This is a genomic window from Paenibacillus cookii (genome assembly GCF_018333375.1).
Lineage (GTDB): Bacteria > Bacillota > Bacilli > Paenibacillales > Paenibacillaceae > Paenibacillus_AQ > Paenibacillus_AQ cookii.
The window spans coordinates 106,563-130,813 of the sequence record NZ_BORW01000004.1 but is presented as its reverse complement, the minus strand read 5'-3'; the positions used below and the strand labels follow the sequence as shown (position 1 = coordinate 130,813).

Genomic DNA, 24,251 nt, shown 5'->3' with positions numbered 1-24,251 from the left:
CCATTACGTCAAGCTTATTTGTTGTTGGCTTCGAATGCCGATTGATGTTCCTTCGCGACTTCGGCCGAATCCTTTTTCTGCACGAACAGGTTTTGGATGCTGGCAAGATGAGCTTGCGCCGTTCCCGGGTTCATCGTGTTGTCGAACGCCAGATCCCCGCCCTTCACGTCTTTGAACAGATTCAGCACCTCCATCGCCATGTCGGAGTATCCGGCCGCCTTGAAATCGCCGTCCACTTTTTGTCCGATTCCCACTGCGCCTTTGGCTTCGAACGCTTCTTTCGGGAAGTTCAGCATAAACCAGTTCAGGAACGCCTTCGTTTCATCCAGATGTTTGCTGTCCGCGGAGATCGCAAACGCGCTGCCCGGCGCCAGCATGAACTCGTCCGGATTGCCTTTGCCGTTGATCGTCGGGAACTTGAATACGCCGACTTTTCCGTTGACGGAAGACGTTTCGATGCCTCCAGTCGCCCACGTGCCCATAAAGTACATGGCCGCTTTGCCGGTCTTGAACAGGTTTTCGCCTGCGTTGTAGTCGAAAGACGTGACGCCTTCCTGGAAGGCTCCGGCCTGGATGAGGTTTTGGAACGCGTCGACCGCTTCCTTGAATGCCGGATCTTCGAACGTTTTCTTTTTATCGAGCACGTCTTTCAGGAAGCCCGGGCCGTTGTTGGTCCGAAGCAGCATGTTCATGAACAGGAACGATCCCGTCCAGGTGTCTTTTTCGCCGATCGCCATCGGTTGGATGCCCTTGGATTTCAGCGTTTTGACGACATCGACCATTTCTTCGAACGTCGTCGGTACCTGGACGCCGCCTTTTTCGAAAAGCTCCTTGTTGTAGTACACCACGCCGATGTTGTTGCCGTCCGGCACGGCATAGGTATGGCCGTCAAAGCTGTACCAATCGAGAAGCCCGTCCTGGAACGTGCCCCGCAATCCGTTTTGGTCCAGCATGTCGTCCAGCGGCGCGAGCAGCTTCGCTTCCACGAACGGCTGCATTTGCGCGGCCGGGTTGACCACGGTAATGTCCGGCACCTCTTTGGACGCCGCTTGCGTTTTCAGCTTCAGCTTTTGCTGATCGGTGTTCAGGGAGTCGAGCTCGATTTTGATGTTCGGATGCTCCGATTCGTATTGCTTCACCAGCTTGTTCATCAATTTGTTTTTCGGATCGGTCGGATCCGGATAAATGTTTTGGAATGTGATCGTGACGTTTTTCTCTTTCACCGTGCCGGCCTTGTCGCCGCCGGTTCCCGCTCCCGACGAAGCGCTTCCTTCATCGGCTTTGCCGCCGCATGCCGTTAAACTGAAAGCCAACGCGCCTGCCATCGCCAAGCTTAGCCATTTCGACATTTTTGCCATCGCTTATTCCCCTTTTTGTTTGGTATGAACCCATTATGCAGGGAAACGGCAAAGATCGGGAGGTGAGAAATTCAGGTTTTAGGTTTGTTTTCTATAGATATCGCTCCAAAAATAGAAAATCCCCCCAAGCCGGGAGGACTCGCTCAGTGTTATATGCAGCCGCAGGTTAGACCGACACGAATTGCAGAACGCCAAGCAAAATCAATAAAATAAATACGCCGTAAATGATGTACAACACGATCCGCAGTCCTTTCGACCCCTTCCGCGTTTCGCGGAGCTGATCCTCAAGTTCGGCTACCCGTTCTTCCAACGCCAGCAAACGTTCGTCTTGACCGTTCATGTCCGATGCTCCTTCCCCATATCTAAGATCTCGAATATGTTTCTACCAGATTACATAATATGGGTGATTTTGTAAATCGAAACGACATGGATGATGAGGCCGATCCGCATCCGCCAACAAAATAAAAAGCACGCATCAGATCCACCTGTGCGCGCTTCCCTGTTGGTTATTTTTCTTCGAGTTCGTCCGGGACGTCGTATTTATTGATATGCGAGGTCATGGCCGCGACGGCATCGTCGACATTCGTTGTGGCAGGCTCGCGTCCGACGACGTCGTCGGTTTGGTCGTGAAAATTCAAACGGTCCGCTTCGGCCTCTTTATATTTATTGCTTTTCAGCATAAGCGCTCCCCTCCCTTCTGCATCCTGTGATATGGATCGACCTCCCCAGTAAGGGCAGGATTCGTTTTTTACTATGCGCTAAGGTTCCTCTCCTTATGTGCGCGGACCGACAATGATGCCTAGAGCCCCCCGGTTTCCGCCACGGGTGCCGCAATTGCAAAGCAAAAAGGCCTTGCCCCTAATCCATTAGGCGGCAAGGCCGAGCGTAGACGTCATATTAAGCAGACCATGTGTTTGGGCCAAGCGCGTTCTTTTGCAGCTTCGGTATAAGCGCATATCCGAACGTAATGAGGGGGCTTATCCACAGCAAGACGGCGTACGGAACGTATTCTGGCACCGGAACCCCGAGCGCAGCCGCAAAAAAAGCGCCGCTGACGCCCCAGGGAACAAGCGGATTCACGAGCGTGCCGCAATCTTCGAGGGTTCGGGACAGCGTTTTTGCGGGCAGTTTTCTGCGGTTATATTCGTCCTTGAACATTTGACCCGGCAAAAGAATGGACAAATATTGCTCGCCCGTCATGGCGTTTACCGCGATCGAGGACGCGCCCGTCATCAAAACGATGCTGCTGCCGCGTTTTAAAGGCTGAACGACCTTTTTGAAAAAAGCTTCGATGACGCCGCAATGCTGCAGCAATCCGCCCAGCGACAGCGCGATCAGGATCAGCGAGACGGACCACATCATCGACTGCAAACCTCCCCGGTTTACGATCGATGCGACCGTTTCGTTGGCGCTGGCCGTTTGATAGCCGCTTTGCATGACCTGAAACCATACGTCGATTGCCGTCTCGCGTTGAACGACAGCCGTCACCAGCAGACCGGTCGCGATGCCGACGATCAGCGTAGGGAGAATCGGCATCCGTTTGATCGAGCAGGCAATGACGGCAATCGGCGACAGCAACGTAAGCCAATGAATGCGAAACCCATCCTGCAGCGCAAACTTGATTTGCTCGATGGACGATAAATCGACCGTGCCGGCGCTTGGCGCGAACAAGAAAAATATCGTCGTGACGATGAGCGCCGGCACCGTCGTGTAGAGCATGTTGCGGATGTGCGTAAAGATGGGAATGCCGGCCACGGCCGGGGCAAAAATCGTCGTATCGGATAGCGGCGACATTTTATCCCCGAAGCAAGCCCCGCAGATGACCGCTCCCGCGGCCAACGCCGGGGAAACTCCCGTCGTCGCGGCAATCCCCATAAAGGCGACGCCGACGGTGCTGACGGTCGTAAACGAGCTTCCGGTAAACATCGACACGACGATGGTGACGTATAACGCGCTCACCGCAAATAAATGCGGTTTGATATAATCCATGCCGTAATATAAGATCGTCGGCACCGTCCCGCTCATCATCCATACGGCGATCAAAATGCCGATCAGCGAAAGGATGAGAATCGGCATAATGGCCGTTTGAATGCCTTGAAGGATGGAAGCTTCAAGCTTCTTCCAAGGAATGCCGAACAGTCGCAGCAAAGCTGCGGTCCCGACCGTTGCGGCGAGCAGCGGAAGATGCGGCTCCGCTTTGAGCAGAAAAATCGAGATGAACAATAGCGCAAGAATAAATGCAATAATCAAAATGCTTTTCGAAAAAGTGAGCTGTCGGTCCATGAAGATGATACTCCTTGTACATAATTGTCGCAGACAGGGAAATTGCATGACGTCTCCGTCCGCTTTGTTTGATCCGTAAACAAGTCCTTCTTTGCTTTTATGCTTTTTGGCTTTTTTGCATTGAAGCACAGGGGAACAATATATACCAAAACCACGGCCGAGTCAATGTTATGAACATGCATTGCAGGATTTTTCAGCCAAAAAAATCAGAAAGAAGCGTAACAAAATACGGTTTCATTGCGTTTTAAACGATGTATGGCATTTTGAAGGAGAGGTACGCTGCATGAACGGGTCTTGGAAAAACCGGATGATCGTCATGGGGATTGGCCTGATCTGCTGCATCCCGCTGGGATTATTATACTTATGGTATAAGTTCGTCAGCATGCCGCTGATGCCTTGACCCCCTTCATTAAGGGAACGCGAAAAAGCTCCTGCCGGCATGCCGGCAAGAGCTTTGAAAATACGAAATTAGTAAATGAAAGCTTTGGTGATGATAACGAGCAAAATAAAGAGAACCAGAATCGCACCGATGCTGCCATACCCGCCATGGCCGTAACCGCCTACGCCTCCAACGACTTCACTCATGTGTTCACCCTCCTTTTCAGAAGCATACTTTATCTTATGATTATGCTTTTGGAAGGGAAGGGCAAATAGGAAACTCCTTGCGAAAATAGATATGAGTTTACTCTCCTGGGATACTGCCGGTGTATGCAAAAATACGGAGGGATAAGCGCGGCTTTAAGATCAAATCCTATGAATGATCGGCTGGCAGCGCCATATTTATGACCGATCGTTTTCTTAAAGCCTACTGTCTTCCGTGAGGCGTTCGTCCATATTCCGGGCGATCCAATTGTCCATTTCGCTCACGTCCATCGGCTTTCCATAATAGTATCCCTGCATCACATTGCATCCGGAGGACCGAAGAAAGTCGATTTGTTCCACGGTTTCCACTCCCTCGGCGACAAGGTCCAGCTGCAGGTTGAGAGCCATCTCGATGATCGCGCCCACGATGGCCCTTTTGGCGGGCGAATCGCTTTCCCTGATAAAAAGCTGATCGATTTTGATCGTGTCAATCGGAATTTGATCCAACGTCCCGAGCGACGAATACCCCGACCCGAAGTCGTCCATCGAAATTCGAACGCCGAGGCTGCGAAGCTCGCTGAGCTGCCTGATCATGTCCTTCACATCGTACAGCATCATGGATTCGGTAATTTCAAGCTCGATAACATGCGGAGATAAATTCGCGGACTCCAGTAATGTACGGGTCATTTCAATCAACTGCCGGCTTTCGAATAAACGAACGGATACGTTGATCGATACGGGGAGCAGCGGCACGCCTTTTTCCATCCATTGTTGAAGCAGCTTGCCCACTTCGGAGAACACCCATCGGGTCATGGGAATGATCAATCCCGTTTCCTCGGCAATCGGAATAAATTCGCTGGGGGAAACATCGCCGAATTTCGGATGCGGCCAGCGCATCAGCGATTCGAAACCGACGGCTTTTTCCGTTAACGCATTCCACTTCGGCTGATAAACGATATAAAATTCCTTACGTTCCAAGGCGCCCCGCATGTCTTTTTCCAATTCGAGACGGCGAAGCAGCATTTGATCCATTTCATCGTCAAACACGCAAAACCGGTTTTTTCCCGCCTTTTTGGCATTGTACATTGCCGTATCGGATGCCTTGAGGAGCGACTCGCGGTCCGTTCCGTGCTTCGGCGCCAGACTGATCCCAACGCTGGCCGTGATGTAAAGCTCATTCCCTTTGAGGTCAAACGGCTTGGTGATCGCCTCCAAAATGTCTCCGGCAAGCTGTTCAGCCTGATCTTGGCTGCATCGTTCAGCCGCAATCAAAAACTCATCCCCGCCAAGGCGGAATACTTTCCGGCCTTCGCCCGTTAACCCGCTTAACCTTCTTCCGACCTCTTGTACAAGCATATCGCCGATATCATGACCCAGCGTATCGTTACTCGTTTTGAAGCGGTCCAAATCGATAAAAATCACCGCCGTTTCGCGCGAGCCGTCGACGCCGTCTTTAAGAAAACGATTGAGATCATGCCGGTTGGGAAGTCCGGTTAGCGGGTCGCTATAAGCCATTTTCTCCAAAACATGCCGATCGAAAAACATCGCTCCCCACGAAACCATAAGCATAAAAAAGGTTGCCAAGGTGACGCCGGACAATAAAACGAGGTTGACTTCCCCGTTATCGGTCGCAATCAGGGCACTGGCATCCCCGCACCAAAAATCGGCAGCCCCCATCCCGGTAAAATGCATCCCGCATATGGCGATTCCCATGAGCAAGGCGGAAGCCCATTTCCACCAGCTCACCGAGACGTTATCCCGAAATTTAATGAAAAGGAACAAGGCCACATACGATGCCGCCAAGGCGATTGCCGCTGAAAGCAGCCAGTAGCCCCTGTCGTACGCCACCGTCGCGGGAAGCCGCATGGCAGCCATCCCCGTGTAATGCATGGCCACGATCCCGCTGCCCATAATAAAACCGCTCACGCCAAATTTGCGCCAATCGATCCGCTTGGACAACAAGATTTGAAAAGCGATGAACGAAGCAACGATGCTGCATAACATGGAAAGCAGCGTAACCGATAAATCATAATGGATATGTACATTGAGGTGGAACGCGAGCATGCCGACAAAATGCATGGCCCATACACCGCACCCCATGACGCATGAACCTGCGATCAACCACCATTTTTGCGTCGATCCCTGGGACCCGGATATTTTCGACGCAAGGTTCAGCGCCGAATAGGACGCAAAAACGGCAATGATCAATGAAAGGATGACGACCCAGTGGTTATACGTTTCCTGTAGCAGAAAGATGGAAAGCTCACTCCTTGTTGTCAACAAGCTCTTCGAGTCGTATGACACCGTTTTGTCTACATTCTTCTACATTTTATCACAATCTTTGACGGCCTGAATATGGATTTCAGATCCAGTCCTATTCACCCTCCCGCTTCTCCTATATGGAAACCGCAAAAAAAATGCCCCTTTGGCGTACGATCCGTTAAACCCCGAGGTTCTCCGGACGTTCGTTCCAAAGCGAGCATTTTTTAATCAGACTGCTGGCCGGACTTATTGATTTATGGTGTCATATCGAACCGGTAGAACATTAAAAAACGGCATGCGGAGCAGTCCCCACCCGCCAGTGGTCCCCGACCTTTTCGAATTTTACCGTTATATATTCGGGCCCCTGCAGGTGTTCCGGGTAAGGGACGCACAACTTGTACACCCGTTGCGTCGGCGTCATGGACAGCATTTTGGCGGTCGCCTTGCCAAATTCAAGTATATTCCCCGTATCGGCATTCAGTTGTGCCAGACGTCCGCCATGGCTGATGAAATATTTGTCGACAAAGTAAGCCGCCGCTTTTTCCGTGTAGGCTTGCTTCAGGTAATCCATCAGTTTTGCGCGGGTTCCGATGTCATCGGACAAATAGCGGTATTGTTGGCCGTTGATTTCGAAAACATCGGTCGAACCCTTGCCGCCGCCCATGGCGTAAAAATATCTTTTTTCGGCCTCAACGATCAGTGGCGGCACGCTTGTGCTGTTGAGCTTGGTGATGGCTGTCGGATCGGTAACAACCACCTTTTCCGCCTTTTGTGCTTGCCCTTGCGTTTGTTGGTTTCCTGCTCCCGCTGCAGCGGCACCCGTGGACATCGACATGCTTAAGCCCAGGACTGCCGCAGTCAGCGTAAAAGTTAATCTTTTATTTCGTTTCATATGTATCGCCTCCACCATCTATACGAAGCAAGCGGACAATATGTTTCAGCTTTGCGCCGACGGATCTTTTTTCATCAAAATTAAAACCCCTCACGCCGGACGGCGCAAGGGATTTTGGAATTAATAAAGCGTCATGTATTGATCGCGTTCCCATTGATGAACTTGCGTGCGGTACATATCCCATTCGATTTCTTTCAGCTCATAGAAGTGGGACATGGCATGATCGCCCAGCGCTTCGACGATGACTTCGTCGCGAACGAGTTCGTTCAGCGCTTCTTTCAAGTCAGCCGGCAGGCTTGGGATGCCTTCTTCGATGCGCTCTTCTTCGGACATCACATAGATATTGCGGTCGATCGGCGCAGGAAGCGGCATTTCTTTGCTGATGCCGTCCAAACCGGCGCGAAGCATGACGGCAAGCGCCAGATAAGGATTCGCCGCAGGGTCCGGGTTGCGGACTTCGACGCGCGTGCTGAGACCGCGGGAAGCCGGGATCCGGATCATCGGGCTGCGGTTGCTGCCGGACCATGCTACGTAACATGGAGCTTCGTAACCCGGAACCAGACGTTTGTAGGAGTTTACGGTCGGGTTGGTGATCGCCGCAAACGCGCGCGCGTGCTTCAGGATGCCGGCCATGTAGTAACGGGCTTCCTTGCTCAGGCCCAGCTCGTCGGACTCGTCGTAAAACGCGTTGACGTCGCCTTTGAAGAGCGATTGGTGGCAGTGCATGCCTGAGCCGTTCACGCCAAACAGCGGTTTAGGCATAAACGTCGCATGCAAGCCGTGCTGGCGGGCGATCGTTTTTACGACCAGCTTAAACGTTTGGATCTGATCCGCTGCCTTAATGGCATTTTCATATTTAAAGTCGATTTCATGCTGTCCCGGGGCCACTTCGTGGTGGGAAGCTTCGATTTCAAAGCCCATTTCCTCGAGCGTAAGCACGATTTCGCGGCGGCAGTTTTCGCCCAAGTCAGTCGGAGCCAGGTCGAAATAACCGCCTTGGTCGTTCAGCTCCATCGTCGGGTTGCCTTTCTCATCGGTTTTGAACAGGAAAAATTCAGGTTCAGGACCGACGTTCATAGAGGTATAGCCCATTTTTTCGGCTTCCTTCAGGTTGCGCTTCAAAATGCCGCGCGGATCTCCGGCAAACGGCGTGCCGTCCGGCATGTAAACGTCGCAGATCAGACGCGCGACGCGATCTTCGGTAACCCAAGGGAAAATCACCCATGTGTCCAGGTCCGGGTACAGGTACATGTCGGATTCCTCGATACGAACATAACCTTCGATGGAAGAACCGTCGAACATCATTTTATTGTCAAGGGCTTTTTTCAATTGGCTGACGGGAATTTCCACGTTTTTGACCGTACCGAGCAAGTCGGTGAATTGAAGGCGGATGAAACGGACGTTTTCTTCCTCGGCGATGCGAAGAATATCTTCTTTTGTGTAGCTCACAAGATCCTCTCCCTTTCCTATTATGACTCGTTATTTTTTATTAAAAAACCGGGACAACTCGCCTTGGATCAAAGATACCTGGCCCGGTCTCTTACCCGAAACAAGCTGCTGCTTGAGCAACCGGTGCAGCTGCGATTCCGTCATCTCTTTCCGCTTTACTTCCGTGTCCGCGGTAATGACGGTCGCTTCCTCCGATTCCTTGGACACCGGGTTCATCACTTGCTTGATGCCGGCAATATTGACGCCTTTTTCGATCAAGGATTTGATTTCAAGCAATCTTTCCACGTCATTAAAGGAGAACAGCCTTTGATTGCCCGAGGTGCGCGCAGGAACTATCAGGTTATGCTGTTCATAGTACCGGATTTGTCGGGCGGACAAATCGGTCAATTTCATCACAATCCCAATCGGGAACAATGCCATGTTTCTGCGAATCTCATCACCCATGACTCATCTCAACCTTCCAGTTAACTTTTCTCACTCATATTGTACCTTTCCTGATCTGTCGCGTCAATGACATGTCAGAAAAACTCACAATAATTTTTGGTCTATCATCCGTTGCAAGGCCAACATGACCCCAAACTTGACATGGGAATAGGTCAAGCCGCCCTGCATATACCCGATGTAAGGTTCTCGAATCGGCGCGTCCGCGGACAATTCCAAGCTCCCCCCCTGAATGAACGTCCCTGCGGCCATAATCACCGGATGATCGTAACCCGGCATGTCCCAAGGTTCGGGAACGACATGGCTGTCCACCGCGGCTGCCCGTTGGATGCCCTGCACGAATGCGATCAGGTGTCCGGCTTCTTTAAACGAGATGGCTTGGATCAAATCCGTTCGCGCTTCGTTCCATGCCGGCTTGGTGACGAATCCCGCCTGCTCGAACATGGCCGCCGCAAAAATACTTCCTTTTAATGCTTGTCCCACAAGGGTAGGCGCGAGAAACAGCCCCTGGTAAATGCCGCGCGTCGTCCCGAGCATGGCCCCGACTTCGCTGCCGATGCCCGGTGCGGTCAGCCTGTATGCGCACAGGTCCACCAGATGCTGCCGGCCGCAAATATACCCGCCGGTTTCCGCAATGCCGCCGCCCGGGTTTTTGATCAGCGAGCCGGCGATCAGGTCGGCGCCTGCCTCCGTCGGCTCCATCGTTTCCGTAAATTCCCCGTAGCAGTTGTCGACGAACACGATGACGTCCGGCTTGATCTCCTTCACTTTTTTCACCATGTCGCCGATTTCGCCGACGGTAAACGATGAGCGCCAATCATAACCCCGCGAGCGCTGGATGCCGATTACCTTCGTCGATTCATGGATGCCTGCGCGCACCGCATCCCAGTCGATGCCTCCGTCCGCCGTCAAGGCGGCCTCCCGGTACGTGATGCCAAAATCCCTCAGCGACCCCGTCCCGTCGCCTTTTTGGCCGATCACCTTATGCAGCGTATCGTACGGGCGCCCCGTAATGTAAAACAGCTCATCGCCGGGTCTCAATACCCCGAAAAGAGCTGTGGAAATCGTATGCGTGCCTGAAGCAAAATGCGGGCGCACCAGGGCGGCTTCGGCCCCGAATACGTCCGCATATACCAGATCCAGCACTTCTCTTCCCCGGTCGTTATAAGCATACCCCGTCGAGCCTGCAAAATGAAAATCGCTGACTTGATGCTTCTGGAACGCTTCGATGACCTTCCATTGATTGTGGTCGATCACGCGATCCAGCTGCCGAAACCTCTCCGTTATCCGCTCTTCCGCGGCTTCCTTCCATTGTTCCAATTGTTCTGCGAATTGTACCATGTCTATCGAATTTCCCCTCTGCTTTTTCCCGTTTCATCCCTGATCAGATAAGGTTCGACCATATGCCCCCATTTATCGTAATCGGGTTTGTGAACCTGTACCTTATAAATCATATCATGTTCTTCGGATTTTTGCTCCACAACGTCCCCGATCCGGTACAGCAAAGCCATGGCGTTGCCATCCTCGGAAGGCACCCGGAACGACAGGATTCCCCCGGACAAACGTTCCTGGATCGCCTGTTTCACGGCAAGCAAATCGCCTTCGTCCAACGCGCTGATCTTCAAATGCCCGGGACCGGTAGGCAGCATCTCCAGCTGCTCTTGCGTGCAAACATCCTTTTTGTTGAACAAAACCAGCTGCGGTTTGTCGGCAGCCCCCAAATCTTCCAAAATCGAATCGACGACCTTCATCTGCTCTTCCCGCATCGGAGACGAAGCATCGACGACATGCAAAATGAGATCGGCTTCGTTAGCTTCCTCCAACGTCGCCCGGAATGCCGCCACAAGGTCATGGGGGAGATTTTGGATGAACCCGACCGTATCCGTCAAAATGACTTCGCTTCCCCCCGGAAGCTCCAGCGTGCGCGAGGTCGGATCGAGCGTCGCAAACAGCTGGTTTTCGATGTATACATCGGCGCTGGTCAACTGTTTAAGCAGGGTTGATTTTCCCGCATTCGTATAGCCGACGAGCGCGACCTGGATGGCGCCGCTTTTTTGCCTCCGGCCCCGGTGCAGCTTGCGGTGTTTGATGACCGCCTCAAGCTGCCTTTTCAAGTCGCCGATGCGGCTGCGAATATGGCGTCTGTCCGTTTCGAGCTTGCTTTCCCCCGGGCCTCTCGTCCCGATGCCCCCGCCGAGCCGCGACAAATTTTTGCCGTGGCCGGACAGGCGCGGAAGCAGGTAGGATAGCTGTGCCAGCTCCACCTGAATGATGCCTTCGCGCGTTTTGGCGCGCTGCGCAAAAATATCCAAAATAAGCTGCGTGCGGTCGATGATTTTGACGTCCAGGCTCTGCTCCAAATTGCGGACCTGCGCGCCCGAAAGATCATGATCGAAAATCGCGGTGTTTGCTTGCACGGCAAGAATCGCCTGGCGCAGTTCCTCCACCTTGCCTTTTCCGATCAGCCAGCGGGCATCCGGCACGTCGCGGTTTTGGGGAATCACGTCCAGCACCTCGACGCCGGCCGTTTCGGCCAAGCTGACAAGTTCCTGCAGCGAATGCTCCGGGTTGATGCCCGATCGTTTGACCTCGTCCGTGACGAGGCTGACCAGCACCGCCCGGTCGCGTATGGTCATATTCGTGTCATATGTGGTATGTGCCAATGAATAAGAGCCCCTTTTTCCGCAGCCTTACAGCATTCCCAGCCTTACGTCGAACCTTTCGTCTCCAGCTTGAAATCCTCGGTCCTGAGCGTCATGAGTTCAAGCTTCCCGGGATTCGTATTCGCGTATACGTTCAGCAGCCTGACGGCCTGATTGCGTATCGCTTTTTCGATCGTGTTGCGTACGTATCTGGCGTTGCTGAAGGCATGCTCGGTTTCGTTTTTTTCCTGAATCAAGTGCTGCCTAAGCTTCATGATCGCCTGCGGCATCAAAATATAATCCCGTTCCTTGGACATCAGTTCGGAAATTTGAATCAGCTGATCCACCGAATAATCCGGAAACTCTACCTGGATGGGAAAACGTGAAGGCAGTCCCGGATTCGTCTGCAGAAAATAATCGATCTCCTCCGAATACCCCGCCAAAATCAGCACGAATTGGTTTTTATGGTCTTCCATCGCCTTGACGAGCGTATCGATTGCTTCTTTGCCAAAATCCTTTTCCCCGCCGCGGGCGAGGCTGTACGCCTCATCGATAAATAGAATGCCGCCGAGCGCTTTTTTAACCAAATCCCTTGTTTTCTGGGCGGTGTGTCCGATGTATTCCCCGACGAGATCCGCTCGTTCCACTTCGATCAAGTGCCCTTTGCTGAGCACCCCCATCTTCTGGAACAGCTTTGCGATGATCCGCGCCACCGTCGTTTTCCCCGTTCCCGGGTTTCCTTTGAAAACCATATGATATACTTGCCCTCCGCTCACAAGGCCCGCTTCTTGGCGCATATGCGAGATTTGCAACAGGGCGTAAATTTCAAACACGAACTCCTTAATATTTTCGAGGCCTACCAACTTATCCAGTTCTTTCTGAATTTCCTGGTACAAGGTGTGCTGTACAACGTTTTTTTGCGCCGGCACCGGTTCCTTTTCCGGGACGGCGCTGCTGAGTACAGGAGGCTCCTGGCTGCGTAAAATCACATTGATTTGTCTGGATGGCCTGCCTTCCGGCCGGCCGTTCGCGGCCGCAACACGCCCGTTCATGCATCCATCACCTCATATTCTTCCGCAAGATGGTTTCTCTATTCAATGTATTCTACTTCGGTGGCGGTTATTAGCAGTTTCAGCCCTTTTTCCAGCCGAGCCACAGCAGGAGCTCATCGACCTTCCATTTGGTATAGGCGAGTACCTCGCGCGGCTTATGGTATTTCATTTGCAGCGTTTTGGACTCCGTGAGGCCAAGCTTGGGATCCTCGTAATCCAAAAAATCCGCAATATCCTTGGAGCGCATTCCGTGATATTGGTGCGTGACGATTACCGCACTCTTGAATCCCCGTTCTTTCATGATTTGTTTGCTGTACAGCAGGTTTTCGTAAGTGCTGCGCGCCTTATTTTCCAAAATGACGGCCGATTCGGGAACGCCATGCTGAACGAGATAATTCCTCATCCCTTCCGCTTCCGTATATTGATTGCCGGGTTTGTCCAATCCGCCGCTGACGATCATATAGCTGAATTTCTTCTCATTGTACAGCTTCAGGGCTTCGTCGAGCCTTTCCTTCAGCCCCGGGCTGGGGGCATCCCCCCACATGGAGGCGCCCAAAACGATGCCGACGTCGCGCGGCCCGTTCAGGACCGAGCTTGCCGCGCGGTCCATTTTCCAATACACGTAACCGGACCACAAAAGCCCGGCGATGATCATCGCCGCAACGATGGCAAGCGCCAGTTTCAAAGGGGAGCGCCTTTTTTTCGTCAGGACGACAGTTCCTTGTTCATAACCGTTCATGTTTTCCTCCTGAAATCTCCATTCTCGAACAGCCGCTTGCGATGGTCCAACGACATCAGGAAATACGGAAACGTATGGGCATTGATCGCATGCAATACCTCCCTGGCCGTTGTCGTCGCCAGCATGTAATCTTCCTTCGTGATGACGCCGCGGGCGAGCGCTTCCTCCAGCTCATCCTCGTCCAGCAGAAATACCTCTCCGTTTCTCAGGACGACGATGTCCAAATACAGATCATCAAACCAAGGGACGCCCTGCTCGGTCACGCCCTGCGTTTTGCAGGTGTCAATGTACCACTGTATGATTTCCTGGCGTTCATCGAACATGGCCGTCACGATATAATGGCTGTTTTTCGGAAAATATTGCAGCCAAGAATAACCTTTATCGGCAATCCGGTACGTATGGGTTCCATAATGCTTCCACAGCGGCTCTTTTAAATTGTAAATGGTGTAGAGCGTTATGTAGCCGGTAAATTTCTCGCTTTCCACATAACGGCAGGCAAAACGCCGGCGGGAAATCCGGCGCCAGTTCGCGCGATCTCCAAATTTTCGTTTCATGGAAATTTCCCTCTCCAATATGTTAGCTTCAGCTTATCACATTTAGGAAACACACTCAAAATATATACCATTAATATAGCGCAACCGCAGGCTAAAGTAGAAGAAAAAACTGCGGATGCCTCTCCTTTGACAAGGCGATTGACCGTTTCCTCACGGTTTGGCGCCGCCCGGAGTCCTCTCCGGCAAAAAGAAAAAGAGCCCCCCAAACGATGGGAGGCTCTTGATCCGCCTTACGGGTTATTGCTTTCGTTTTGAATCGGAACTGTACCGGTATTATCCGGGGTTTGGAAACTTTCGATGCTACCCTGGTCGGTTGTGCTGCCGTCGCCGCCGTCCGGCGGTACGGTTACGCCGCCCGAGTCACCGTTTCCGAAGCCGGACCCGTCATTGCCGCTTTGCTGACCGTTTCCGTTACCGTTGCCGTTTCCATTACCGTTACCGTTTGAATGATCGTTGCTGCCGCTATTGTTGCCGTTGTTGCCATGATTCCCGTTACCGTTAGTGCCGCTGCTGTTATTGCCGTTGCCTTGGTCCTGGCCGCTGCCTTGATCAACGTTCCCTTGACCGTTATCGAAGCCGCCGTCCTGGTTAGGGTCCTGTCCGTTCGTTCCGTCGCCGTTTTGCCCGTTATCTCCCGTGTTTTCATCCGGAGGCGGCAGTTGATCGTCCGGCTGCGGCTCGATCGTGACTTTCACCGTGTTAGAGGGATCGGACTGCTGGCCGGTTTCCGGAGAAACGGCGACGACGTAATATTCATAGGTTTCGCCGGCGACCGTTCCGATATCATCGATGTTTGTCGTCGGAATGCCGTCCTGCAGCACCGAGAAGTCCGCTTCGGACGACGCTTTGCGGTAGAGGCGGTAAACGGCTTTATCGCTGTTCTCACCGTTCCAAGATAAGGATACGGTTTGCGTGTCCGGACTGTAGCTTGCGATCAACCCGCTGACATGCAGGGTCAACTCTTGTGCAGGCGGTTCCGGTTCTTTGACCTTCAGATCTTCAGGCACTTTAAACTGTTTCTCAGGGAAGTTTTCAAGCGCCTGCTTCATCACTTTGCCCCAGAACGCCGCGGCAAGCGGACTGCTGTTATGGAGCAAATGGTCTTTGTCCGGTTTGTCGTAACCCATCCATACGGCGGCCGTCAGTTCCGGCGTGTAGCCGACGAACCAGACGTCGCGGTTGGACTTGTAACCTTTGATCCCGCTTTGGGTCGTCCCCGTCTTGCCCGCAACCGGTCTGTCGATCCGGGCTTTGCGGCCCGTACCGCTGTTGACGACGTTTTGCATCATCTGGGTCATTTGGTAAGCCGTGCTTTCTTTCATGACCCGTTCGCCGTTGTCCTTGTGTTCATAGACAACTTTGCCGTCGCTGTCCACGATTTTTTTAATCGAATAAGCTTTATAGAAGGTACCGCCGTTGGCGAACGCCCCGTATGCCTGCGCCATTTCCAGCGTGTTGGTGCCTTTGCTGATGCCGCCGAGCGCCATCGCCAGGTTTTTGTCCTCTTCCGTCAGCTGAATGCCCAGCTTCGTCGCGAAATCATATCCCCTTTTGACGCCGATTTGGTTCAGCAGCCATACCGCCGGGATGTTCTCCGATTTCGTGATCGCGTCTTCCATGCTGATCGTGCTGGAATACCCGTGAAGGTTCGTCGGGCAATAATTGCCGAAGCACTGTTTCTCGTTGCTCAGCCGCGAATTCATGTTAAAATCCCCTGAATCGATAGCCGGCGCATAAGAGACGATCGGCTTGAATGCCGAACCCGGCTGGCGGCGGCTGTTCGTGACGCGGCTGTAGCCTTTGCGTTCATAATCGCGTCCGCCGAGCAGCGCAACGAGCGAGCCGTTCTCCTGGTTCATGATGACCATTGAGCCCTGCACGAGCTGATCGTCTTTGCCCTTCTCGAAGTTCGACGCATCGGCGAATTCTTTTTCGAGCACTTTCTGGGCGTTGGCGTCCATCGTGGTGTAAATTTTATAGCCGCCGATGTTCAGATCGTCTTCGCTAAGGCCCGTGACATCCTCGGCTTCGTTCATGACGTAATCCATAAAGTTCTGGTAGTTTTGCTTTTTCTTCGGCGGCTCGTAGTCGTAAACGACCTTTTTCGCCTTCTCCGCTTCTTCGGCCGTAATGTAGCCCTGCTCGGCCATCAAGTTCAAGACGACCGCGCGGCGCTGCATGGACAGCTCGGGATTACGGAGCGGATTGTATTTCGACGGCCCCTTCGGCATCGCCGCGAGTGTGGCCATCTCCCACAATTCCAGCTGATTCAAATCGCTTTTTCCGAAATAATACTTCGACGCTTCCTTGATGCCGTAAATCTGGCCGCCGAAGTTGATCCGGTTCAAGTACATCGTCAAAACATCATCTTTGGACAAATTCCGGTCCAAAGCCAGCGCGATCGACACTTCCGTCGCCTTACGGAAAAACGTCTTGTCGCGCGTCAGGAAAATGTTTCGCGCCAGCTGCTGCGTGATCGTACTGCCGCCCTCCACCTTGGAGCGGGCGATGATGTCCTTGACCGCCGCACGGCCGATCGACCAAAGGTCGACGCCGCTATGCTCGTAGAACCGTTTATCCTCGGTCGCGACAAAAGCTTCCTTGAGCAGCTTCGGAATGTCCTCGCTGTTGACCGGGTCGCTTTTTTGCAGCGACAGCTCGCCCATCACGTTCCCGTTGCGGTCATACACCTTGGAGTTTTCATGCACCGAAATTTTGTCCTTGTTCGCCTGATACAGCCTCTCCCCGTTGACGGAGATGTACAAGTACCCTGCCAATGCGCAAAATACCGCAATGGCGCACGTAAAAAACAAAGTCCAAAAGATGCGTTTGCCTGACAGCTTTCTTTTCTTCTTTTTGGGCGTCTTGGACGGTTGTTCTTTGTTTCTGTTGCCCGTCCGCGACAGTTTATTGTTATCCATGGTGCCTCCTGACTCCCTTTAGGACGATTTTCGGTTTTGGAATGAAAAGAACAACCTTGTCAAGGTTGCTCCGCTCCATTTTCTATGCCTACAGACATCTCCGGCAAGCGTGCGGTTCGGCCGCCCCGCTCCCCCTTGCTGTCTATATACTTAAACGAAAATCATCCAGAAAAGTTTCAAATTCCGGCGTTAGCCCTCGTTTTGCGTCTCCTGCATCAATGAAACATTGCGTTGAGGCGTAACCGTAGAGATCGCGTGTTTGAACAGCATCTGCTGTTTACCGTCGGTATCCACGACAACGGTAAAGTTGTCAAATGCTTTGATGGTGCCGCGAATCTGAAATCCGTTCACGAGAAAAATGGTCACTGGGATATTTTCTTTGCGCAGCTGGTTTAAGAATGTATCTTGGATATTAATGGATTTGTTCATTTATCCGTACCCCCAACGTTTCATTTAGATTGTTTTGAAGTATATTCAAGATTTGAGAGAAACTTTCCTGCTATTATATCACGGATTTCCGCCATTTTAGCAGAAAAATTTACGGGCTCCGTGACGTCCACCCATGAAATTTCCTTCATGTGGCGGAACCAGGACAGCTGGCGTTTGGCAAACCGGCGGGTGTCTCTCTTGAGGACCGCAACAGCGTCTTCGAGGGATTCGCGACCTTGAAGATAGCTTGCGATCTGTTTGTAACCCAGCCCCTGCATCGAGACCAGGTCGGTTCCGTAGCCCTTGTTCAGCAGCGAAGACACTTCTTCTACCAAACCCTGCTTCAGCATTTCGTCAATGCGGGCTTCAATACGTTTATATAGCATTTGCCTATCCATTGTCAAACCGAGCAGGCATAATCGGTAAGGAGACTCCCGGGTTTGCCCCTCAAGTTGGGACGATAGGGGGATGCCCGTCAAATGAAAGATTTCCAAAGCCCTAATAATTCGTCTCTGGTCGTTGGGATGGAGTTTTTCCGCGCTGGCCGGATCTACCGCCTTCAGTTTGGCATGCAGCGCTTCCGCCCCATTTTTTTCGGCGAATGCCATCTGTTCGTCCCGAAAAGCTTTGTCTTCCCCCACCTGGGCAAACCGATAGTCGTAGCAGACCGATTCGACGTACAAGCCGGTTCCGCCGACGATAAAAGGCAGCTTGCCCCGCCCATGGATTTCCTGGATGAGGCGGTGGCATTCCTCTTGAAACTCGGCCACGGAATACGGCTCGTCCGGGTTGTGGATATCGATCAGATGATGGGGGATTCCCTCCATCTCTTCCTTCGCGATTTTGGCGGTGCCGATATCCATTTCCCGGTATACCTGCATCGAATCGCCGGAAATGATTTCGCAGTTCCATTCTTTCGCCAGCTCTATGCTCAGCCGCGTTTTACCGACGGCCGTCGGTCCGACGAGCACCAGCAGCTTCGGTTTGTTCCGGGGCTCATTTATCCCTGTCAACGGTGATCACTCCATAAGAAATTTTTGAATGTGCCCGGGTTTCCTCCGCAAACCCGAGACGGGCAAATTCCCCGCTGCCTCTTTTTTCTTTCAGCACCACCGTTTTCCGGGCAACCCTGACGGCTTCCTTGATGCTGTCCGGAGAAAGCGGATCGCTGTTCGCAAACCACCTGAGCGGCCGAATCGCCGAGGAATCCATCAGCGGTTCGCGGAACATCGGGTCAAAATAAACGATGTCCACGCTACGGTCCGGCATCGAGCGCAGCACGTCCAAATGATGGCCGTTCACGACCCGGATGCGGCGCATCGCTTCGTTGATCTCTTCCACGTTGGAGGTATAATGGGCCAAACCTTCGGTCAGAAGCGCCGACAGGGAAGCCGAGCTCTCCACCGCCGTAATCCGGGAACCTGGCCCCCCCTTGACGGAAAACACGAGCGTATCGGTTCCAAGCCCGGCGGTGCAGTCCAGCACGCTGTCGCCCGGATGCATGGAAGCGGCATCGAGCATCGGGTCGCTTTCGCCCTTCAAAATGCGTTTCGCACGGATGAACCCCATGCTGGGATGAAATTCCATCGGCTCCTCCCCGGGTCTGACCAGCCTCGCCCCGCCGTCCAGCACGACGATGATGTCGTCGTCCCCGTAAGCCCTGGACATTTTGCCGAGCGGCGTATGGCGCCTCGGGACGTAGATGCCCCCGGTTCGGGAGGCCAGGGCTTCGGCCCGGCGAATAACGGCTTCCCCTGCCTTATCCCCTGTTGTAATGATCATGACGTTCTCCAATCCTGCTTGTATAGTTTTCGGTGATGTCCTTCAAGATGGGCCGCCGTTTTACATGACCCGTTTAAACAGTTTTTCCAAATCATAGGTAGAAAATGAAACGACGATCGGCCGCCCGTGAGGGCATGTATACGGCTGCCTGCACGCTCCCAAACGTTCGATCAGCGTTTTGGCCTCATCCTCGGTCAGCTTCTGGTTGGCTTTGATCGAAGCCTTGCAGGAACAGAGGATCGAAGATTTCTCCCTCAACTTGGCAAGGTCGATTTTGCGTTCACCGAGCACCCACTCCGCCATTTCCTCGATCAGCGATTTTTCTTCGCCTTTCGGGAACCAATACGGGAGGGAGCGCACGCGGAAGGTTTGACCGCCAAAATGTTCCAAATAAACGCCGACCTGTTCGAACCACTGCAGCTTGTCTTTCAGCTGCTCCGCTTCGGATGGGGTAAACTCCAGCGTGATCGGCAGCAGGAGCTCTTGGGAAGCATCGGCAGGCTGCCCGAATTTTTCATAATAATATTCGTAGTTGACGCGTTCATGGGCCGCATGCTGGTCGATCAGGTACAAGCCTTGATCGTTTTGGGCGATCAGGTAAGTGCCGTGATGCTGCCCGATCAGCGTCAGTTCCGGAAACGGCGGAATGTCTGCGGGAGCGTCCGCCGATGCCTCCAACAGCCGGCTTGCCAGCCCGGGATTCGAGCTGGGGCTTACCCGCTGCTGGGAAGGGGCGGCCCATTCCCGGTACGATGCCGGGCGCGTCTCCCTGACCATTCCGTTTCCGGCCGTCCATGCATCCTGGGAGGGGCTTCCGTACGAACCGCCGCTTCCGTCAGCCGGACGAACCTGAAGCTTTTGAACCGGAGCCTGGGAGTCGGTAGCGATCATCGGCTCGGGCGCAGGGCGGTTTTCCGGAACGGCCGAAACGGGCCCGGACGCGTTTTCCAGCGCGGCCGCCGCCTCCCCTTTATGGTCCGCCAAAGGCGCGGGAGCGCTCCGATTCGGAAAATGGAACTGCTCCTGGATGAAGGAACCGCTGTTTTTTCCGCCGATGTTTTGCTTCACCGCCTGAGGAATGAGCACCTCCTGCCGGAGGACCCGGCGGATGCTCTCCTCGATGAACGGATACAGCTCCTGCTCTTTGCTGAAGCGAACCTCCAGCTTGGCCGGGTGCACGTTCACGTCCACGAGAGACGGGTGCATCTTGATCTCCAGCACCGCAAGCGGGTACCGGTTAATCGGGAGCAGCGTATGGTAGGCCCGCTGGATCGCCTGATTCAACCCGTAATTGCGGATGTATCTGCCGTTGACGATCGTCGACACGCCGTTCCGGTTCGATCTTGTCCATTCGGGCAGGCTGACGAAACCGCTGAGCTCAAAGTCGAGGTTTTCCGCCTGGACCGGCAGCATCGCTTTGGCTGCCTGCGTCCCGTAGATGGCCGCGATGACCTGCAGCAGATCCCCGTTGCCGAGCGTTTTGAGCAGCTGGTTTTCGTTGTGCCGGAGCGTGATCGCGATTTCCGGGTGGGAAAGGGCGATTCTGTACATATAATCGGACACGTGGCCGAGTTCCGTCTGGATCGTTTTCATGTATTTCAATCGGGCGGGCGTATTAAAAAACAACTCTTTTACCTGGATATCCGTCCCCCGCGGCGCCGGCGAATCTTCTTCCGCCAGCAGCTTGCCGCCTTCGACGCGGATGCGTCGGCCCAGCCCGTCGTCGCCGCCGGCCGTCGTCAGCTGAACTTTGGCGACGGCCGCGATGCTGGGCAAAGCCTCGCCCCGGAAGCCGAGGCTCGTGATATGGAACAAATCCCGGCTGCTGCCGATTTTGCTCGTTGCGTGGCGGTAGAAAGCCGTCTGCAGGTCATCCGGCTCGATTCCCGAGCCGTTGTCGGTTACCCGGATGCTCTCCAGGCCGCCTTCTTCGACGTGAACGTCGATGCGGGTCGCCCCGGCGTCGATCGAGTTTTCCACCAGCTCCTTCACGACGGAAGCGGGGCGCTCCACCACTTCGCCGGCGGCTATTTGGTTGGCAATATGCTCGTCCAAGATATGAATTTTGGCCATATCCGTCACCCCTTCATTTTCTTGCTTGCCGTATAATCCGTCCGTTACAAATCCTTGGCCTTCATCTTGAGCTCGTTGAGCAGCTGCATGGCCTGAAGCGGCGTCATGTTCATGACGTCCACGCTTTTGATCGCGTCCACGATCTGGCCGATCGCCGGATCGGGCTTATCGGCGGGCGGTGCCGTTTTGGGCGTCGGCAGCGCTTCTTCTTCGCCGAAAATCGACAGCTGCACGACGGCCCCGGCCGGCGCCTCCGGATTGGCCGGTTCTTCCGCAACCGGGCTTGTCACGGGCGGGCGTTCCGCAGCTTCCGCAGCTTCCGCGGCCGCAGCCGCTTGGGCCGCTCCGTGCTCGATCCCTTGCAGCAAGTCGTAAGCCCGTCCGATGATCGAAGAAGGGAGCCCTGCCAGCCGAGCGCAATAGATGCCGTAGCTGCTGCTTGCGGGTCCCGGCACCAATTTGCGCAGAAAGTGAACGTTTTCCCCGCTTTCCTGCACGGCCATCGAGTAATTTCTTAAACGATGGAGGCTTTCTTCCAGATGGGCAAGCTCATGGAAATGCGTGGAAACCAGCGATTTGCAGCCGATGGTGTCATGCACGTATTCGATGACGGCCTGGGCGATGGCCATGCCTTCGCTGGTCGACGTGCCGCGGCCGAGCTCATCGATGATGATCAGGCTCCGCGGCGTCGCTTTTTCGGTCATGACCTGGATATCGGCCATTTCCACCATAAACGTGCTCTGCCCGCCGATCAGGTCGTCGGCCGCGCCGATCCGGGTGAAAATCCGGTCGACCATCGGCACTTCAGCCTTGCCCGCCGGCACGAAGCTGCCGATTTGGGCCATGATCGAAATAAGGGCCACCTGGCGCATGTACGTGCTTTTCCCGGCCATGTTCGGGCCGGTTATGAGCAGAATCGCCGCATCGTCGCGGGTCAGCCGCGTTTCGTTGGCGATGAAGGAAGCGTCCTTCATCACCGCCTCCACGACGGGATGGCGCCCGGCTTCGACGACGAGATCGTAGCCGTCCGTCAGCACCGGCTTCACGAACCCTTGCTCGGCGCTGACCGCGGCGAGCGACTGGTAAACGTCAATCTCCGCCACCTTCTCGGCAAGGTGCTGCAGCCTCGAAATCTCGGCGGCCAGCTTATCCCTTAACTCGGCGAAAAGGGCGTACTCCAAGTCGACCATTTTTTCCTGGGCTTCAAGGATCAGGCCTTCCTTCTCTTTCAGCTCCGGCGTAACGTACCGTTCCGCGTTGGTCAACGTTTGCTTGCGTTCGTACCGGCCTTCGGGCAGGGAGCTAACGTTGGCTTTGGTCACTTCGATATAATAGCCGAACACCTTGTTGAATCCGATTTTGAGCGACCGGATCCCCGTGACTTCCCGTTCCTTCGCTTCCAGCTCGGCGATCCACTTTTTGCCGTTCGTGCTTGCTTCCCTCAGTTCGTCCAGACGCTCGCTGCATCCCGGCTTGATCAGCCCTCCGTCCCTGACGGACACCGGAGGATCCTCGACGATGGTCCGTTCAATGGCTTCGCTCAAATCGCGGCAGTCGTCCATTTCGCTTGCGATGCGGCGCAAGGTCGCGGAAGCCGAGGACGCACAAAGCTCCTTCAGGGCGGGAATTTGCTGAAGCGACACTTTTAACGCGTTCAAATCGCGCCCGTTGGCGCTTCCGAACGCGATCCGGGCCACGAGGCGTTCCAAGTCATAAATTTCGTCCAAGGAAGCTTTGAGGTCTTCCCGCAAAATAAACTGGTTGTACAAGTGATCGACCGCTTCCAGGCGCTCTTCAATCGCACCCCGCTGCAGAAGCGGTTTGTCGATCCATCTCCGCAGGAGGCGCGCTCCCATCGACGTCTGCGTGCGGTCCAGCAGCCAGAGCAGCGAGCCTTTTTTCGAACGGTCGCGCACCGTCTCGACAAGCTCCAGATTCCGGCGCGTGAACGGATCCAAGATCATGTAATTGCCCGGTTCGTAAGGCGCGATCTGCGTCAGCTGCCCCAAAGAGCGGCGCTGCGTCTCGCTTAAGTACGAGATCAGAACGGCGACGCAGCGGCGGCGCTCCGGATCCAGCCTTGCCCACGCCGCTTCCCCGAATTGGCTTCGCACCAGGTTTTCTTCTTTTTTCTCCCATGGGGTATATACGATCGGGCGGCTCCACTGGATTTGCTCCGCTTGGATCAGCTCCAGCATGCGGCTGTCGCCGATGATTTCCGCCGGCTCGTAAATGCCGATTTCGTCGCGCAGCCATTCGACGGAGGACGGCACCGAGGTGACGTACAATTCGCCCGTCGATATATCGCATGCGGAGAGCGCCATCATCCGGTCGCTTTCCGTGACGCACACCAGGTAGTTATTGGATTTGTCGGCAACGGTTTTGCCTTCCATGATCGTCCCCGGCGTGACCACCCGGACGATCTCCCTGCGCACCATCCCTTTGGTGACGGCGGGATCCTCCATTTGCTCGCAAATCGCGACTTTATATCCTTTTTCGATCAAACGCTGTATGTAGCCTTCGGCCGAATGATACGGAACCCCGCACATCGGAATGCGCTCGTCCCCGCCGCCTTCCCGGCCGGTTAACGTAATTTCGAGTTCCCTGGACGCCTTCACGGCGTCTTCAAAAAACATTTCGTAAAAATCGCCTAAACGAAAAAAAAGGAATGCATCTTGTGCTTGTTCCTTGATTGCCAAATATTGTTCAATCATTGGCGTATATTTTGCCATGACTTACCTCCACACTCGAACTTTGCTCACGCCCTATTATAGCAGAAATCGGAGGGAGTT

At 54.0% G+C, this 24,251-nt stretch carries 20 protein-coding genes; all 20 read right to left on the bottom strand.

Annotation, left to right across the window (positions count from 1 at the left end; genetic code table 11):
* Positions 1-14: 14 nt before the first annotated feature.
* Positions 15-1,358: an extracellular solute-binding protein gene (locus tag KI367_RS06390; protein ID WP_212948467.1), complete on the bottom strand. Its 1,344-nt coding sequence runs from the start codon at positions 1,356-1,358 to the stop codon at positions 15-17.
* A gap of 166 nt (positions 1,359-1,524) precedes the next feature.
* A complete protein-coding gene (locus KI367_RS06385; protein WP_156124535.1) occupies positions 1,525-1,698 on the bottom strand; it encodes a hypothetical protein in 174 nt (57 codons plus the stop codon).
* A 166-nt stretch (positions 1,699-1,864) separates the two neighbouring features.
* Positions 1,865-2,038 carry a hypothetical protein gene (locus tag KI367_RS06380; protein WP_156124534.1) on the bottom strand — a complete coding sequence of 58 codons (174 nt, stop codon included), beginning with the start codon at positions 2,036-2,038 and terminating at the stop codon, positions 1,865-1,867.
* Positions 2,039-2,255: 217 nt separating this feature from the next.
* The gene (gene nhaC, locus KI367_RS06375) at positions 2,256-3,641 is read right to left on the bottom strand and encodes a Na+/H+ antiporter NhaC (RefSeq protein ID WP_212948465.1); all 1,386 of its coding nucleotides are present in this window, start codon (positions 3,639-3,641) and stop codon (positions 2,256-2,258) included.
* A gap of 468 nt (positions 3,642-4,109) precedes the next feature.
* Complete coding sequence (locus KI367_RS06370; RefSeq protein ID WP_036708264.1) at positions 4,110-4,226, bottom strand: hypothetical protein; 117 nt, start codon at positions 4,224-4,226, stop codon at positions 4,110-4,112.
* Between the two features lie 213 nt (positions 4,227-4,439).
* Positions 4,440-6,503, bottom strand: coding sequence for a bifunctional diguanylate cyclase/phosphodiesterase (locus KI367_RS06365; RefSeq protein WP_306433220.1), 2,064 nt, complete (start codon positions 6,501-6,503; stop codon positions 4,440-4,442).
* Positions 6,504-6,768: 265 nt separating this feature from the next.
* The gene (locus KI367_RS06360; RefSeq protein ID WP_212948463.1) at positions 6,769-7,377 is read right to left on the bottom strand and encodes a DL-endopeptidase inhibitor IseA family protein; all 609 of its coding nucleotides are present in this window, start codon (positions 7,375-7,377) and stop codon (positions 6,769-6,771) included.
* Between the two features lie 120 nt (positions 7,378-7,497).
* Entirely contained in the window at positions 7,498-8,826 is a 1,329-nt protein-coding gene (gene glnA / locus KI367_RS06355; RefSeq protein WP_212948461.1) for a type I glutamate--ammonia ligase, read from the bottom strand.
* Positions 8,827-8,856: 30 nt separating this feature from the next.
* Positions 8,857-9,270, bottom strand: coding sequence for a MerR family transcriptional regulator (locus KI367_RS06350; RefSeq protein ID WP_036708262.1), 414 nt, complete (start codon positions 9,268-9,270; stop codon positions 8,857-8,859).
* An 84-nt stretch (positions 9,271-9,354) separates the two neighbouring features.
* On the bottom strand, positions 9,355-10,608 hold the full coding sequence (locus KI367_RS06345) for a methionine gamma-lyase family protein (protein WP_212948459.1): 1,254 nt from the start codon (positions 10,606-10,608) through the stop codon (positions 9,355-9,357).
* A 2-nt stretch (positions 10,609-10,610) separates the two neighbouring features.
* The gene (hflX, locus tag KI367_RS06340; protein ID WP_212948457.1) at positions 10,611-11,930 is read right to left on the bottom strand and encodes a GTPase HflX; all 1,320 of its coding nucleotides are present in this window, start codon (positions 11,928-11,930) and stop codon (positions 10,611-10,613) included.
* A 44-nt stretch (positions 11,931-11,974) separates the two neighbouring features.
* Positions 11,975-12,961, bottom strand: a complete 987-nt coding sequence (locus KI367_RS06335) for an AAA family ATPase (RefSeq protein WP_212948455.1) — start codon at positions 12,959-12,961, stop codon at positions 11,975-11,977.
* A gap of 79 nt (positions 12,962-13,040) precedes the next feature.
* Entirely contained in the window at positions 13,041-13,700 is a 660-nt protein-coding gene (locus KI367_RS06330; protein ID WP_212948454.1) for a YdcF family protein, read from the bottom strand.
* Positions 13,697-14,254 carry a ribonuclease FAU-1 family protein gene (locus KI367_RS06325; protein WP_036708258.1) on the bottom strand — a complete coding sequence of 186 codons (558 nt, stop codon included), beginning with the start codon at positions 14,252-14,254 and terminating at the stop codon, positions 13,697-13,699. The genes KI367_RS06330 and KI367_RS06325 overlap by 4 nt, the downstream gene beginning before the upstream one ends.
* Before the next feature lie 230 nt (positions 14,255-14,484).
* Complete coding sequence (locus KI367_RS06320) at positions 14,485-17,175, bottom strand: PBP1A family penicillin-binding protein (protein WP_212948452.1); 2,691 nt, start codon at positions 17,173-17,175, stop codon at positions 14,485-14,487.
* A 189-nt stretch (positions 17,176-17,364) separates the two neighbouring features.
* Complete coding sequence (gene hfq, locus KI367_RS06315) at positions 17,365-17,604, bottom strand: RNA chaperone Hfq (protein WP_036708256.1); 240 nt, start codon at positions 17,602-17,604, stop codon at positions 17,365-17,367.
* 20 nt (positions 17,605-17,624) lie between these two features.
* Positions 17,625-18,617: a tRNA (adenosine(37)-N6)-dimethylallyltransferase MiaA gene (miaA, locus tag KI367_RS06310; protein ID WP_246536699.1), complete on the bottom strand. Its 993-nt coding sequence runs from the start codon at positions 18,615-18,617 to the stop codon at positions 17,625-17,627.
* Positions 18,601-19,386, bottom strand: coding sequence for a class I SAM-dependent methyltransferase (locus KI367_RS06305; protein WP_036708254.1), 786 nt, complete (start codon positions 19,384-19,386; stop codon positions 18,601-18,603). The genes miaA and KI367_RS06305 overlap by 17 nt, the downstream gene beginning before the upstream one ends.
* 60 nt (positions 19,387-19,446) lie before the next feature.
* Positions 19,447-21,459 (bottom strand): DNA mismatch repair endonuclease MutL, encoded by a 2,013-nt coding sequence (mutL, locus tag KI367_RS06300; protein ID WP_212948450.1) that lies wholly within the window; start codon positions 21,457-21,459, stop codon positions 19,447-19,449.
* Between the two features lie 44 nt (positions 21,460-21,503).
* Positions 21,504-24,191: a DNA mismatch repair protein MutS gene (mutS, locus tag KI367_RS06295; protein ID WP_212948448.1), complete on the bottom strand. Its 2,688-nt coding sequence runs from the start codon at positions 24,189-24,191 to the stop codon at positions 21,504-21,506.
* Positions 24,192-24,251 lie beyond the last annotated feature (60 nt).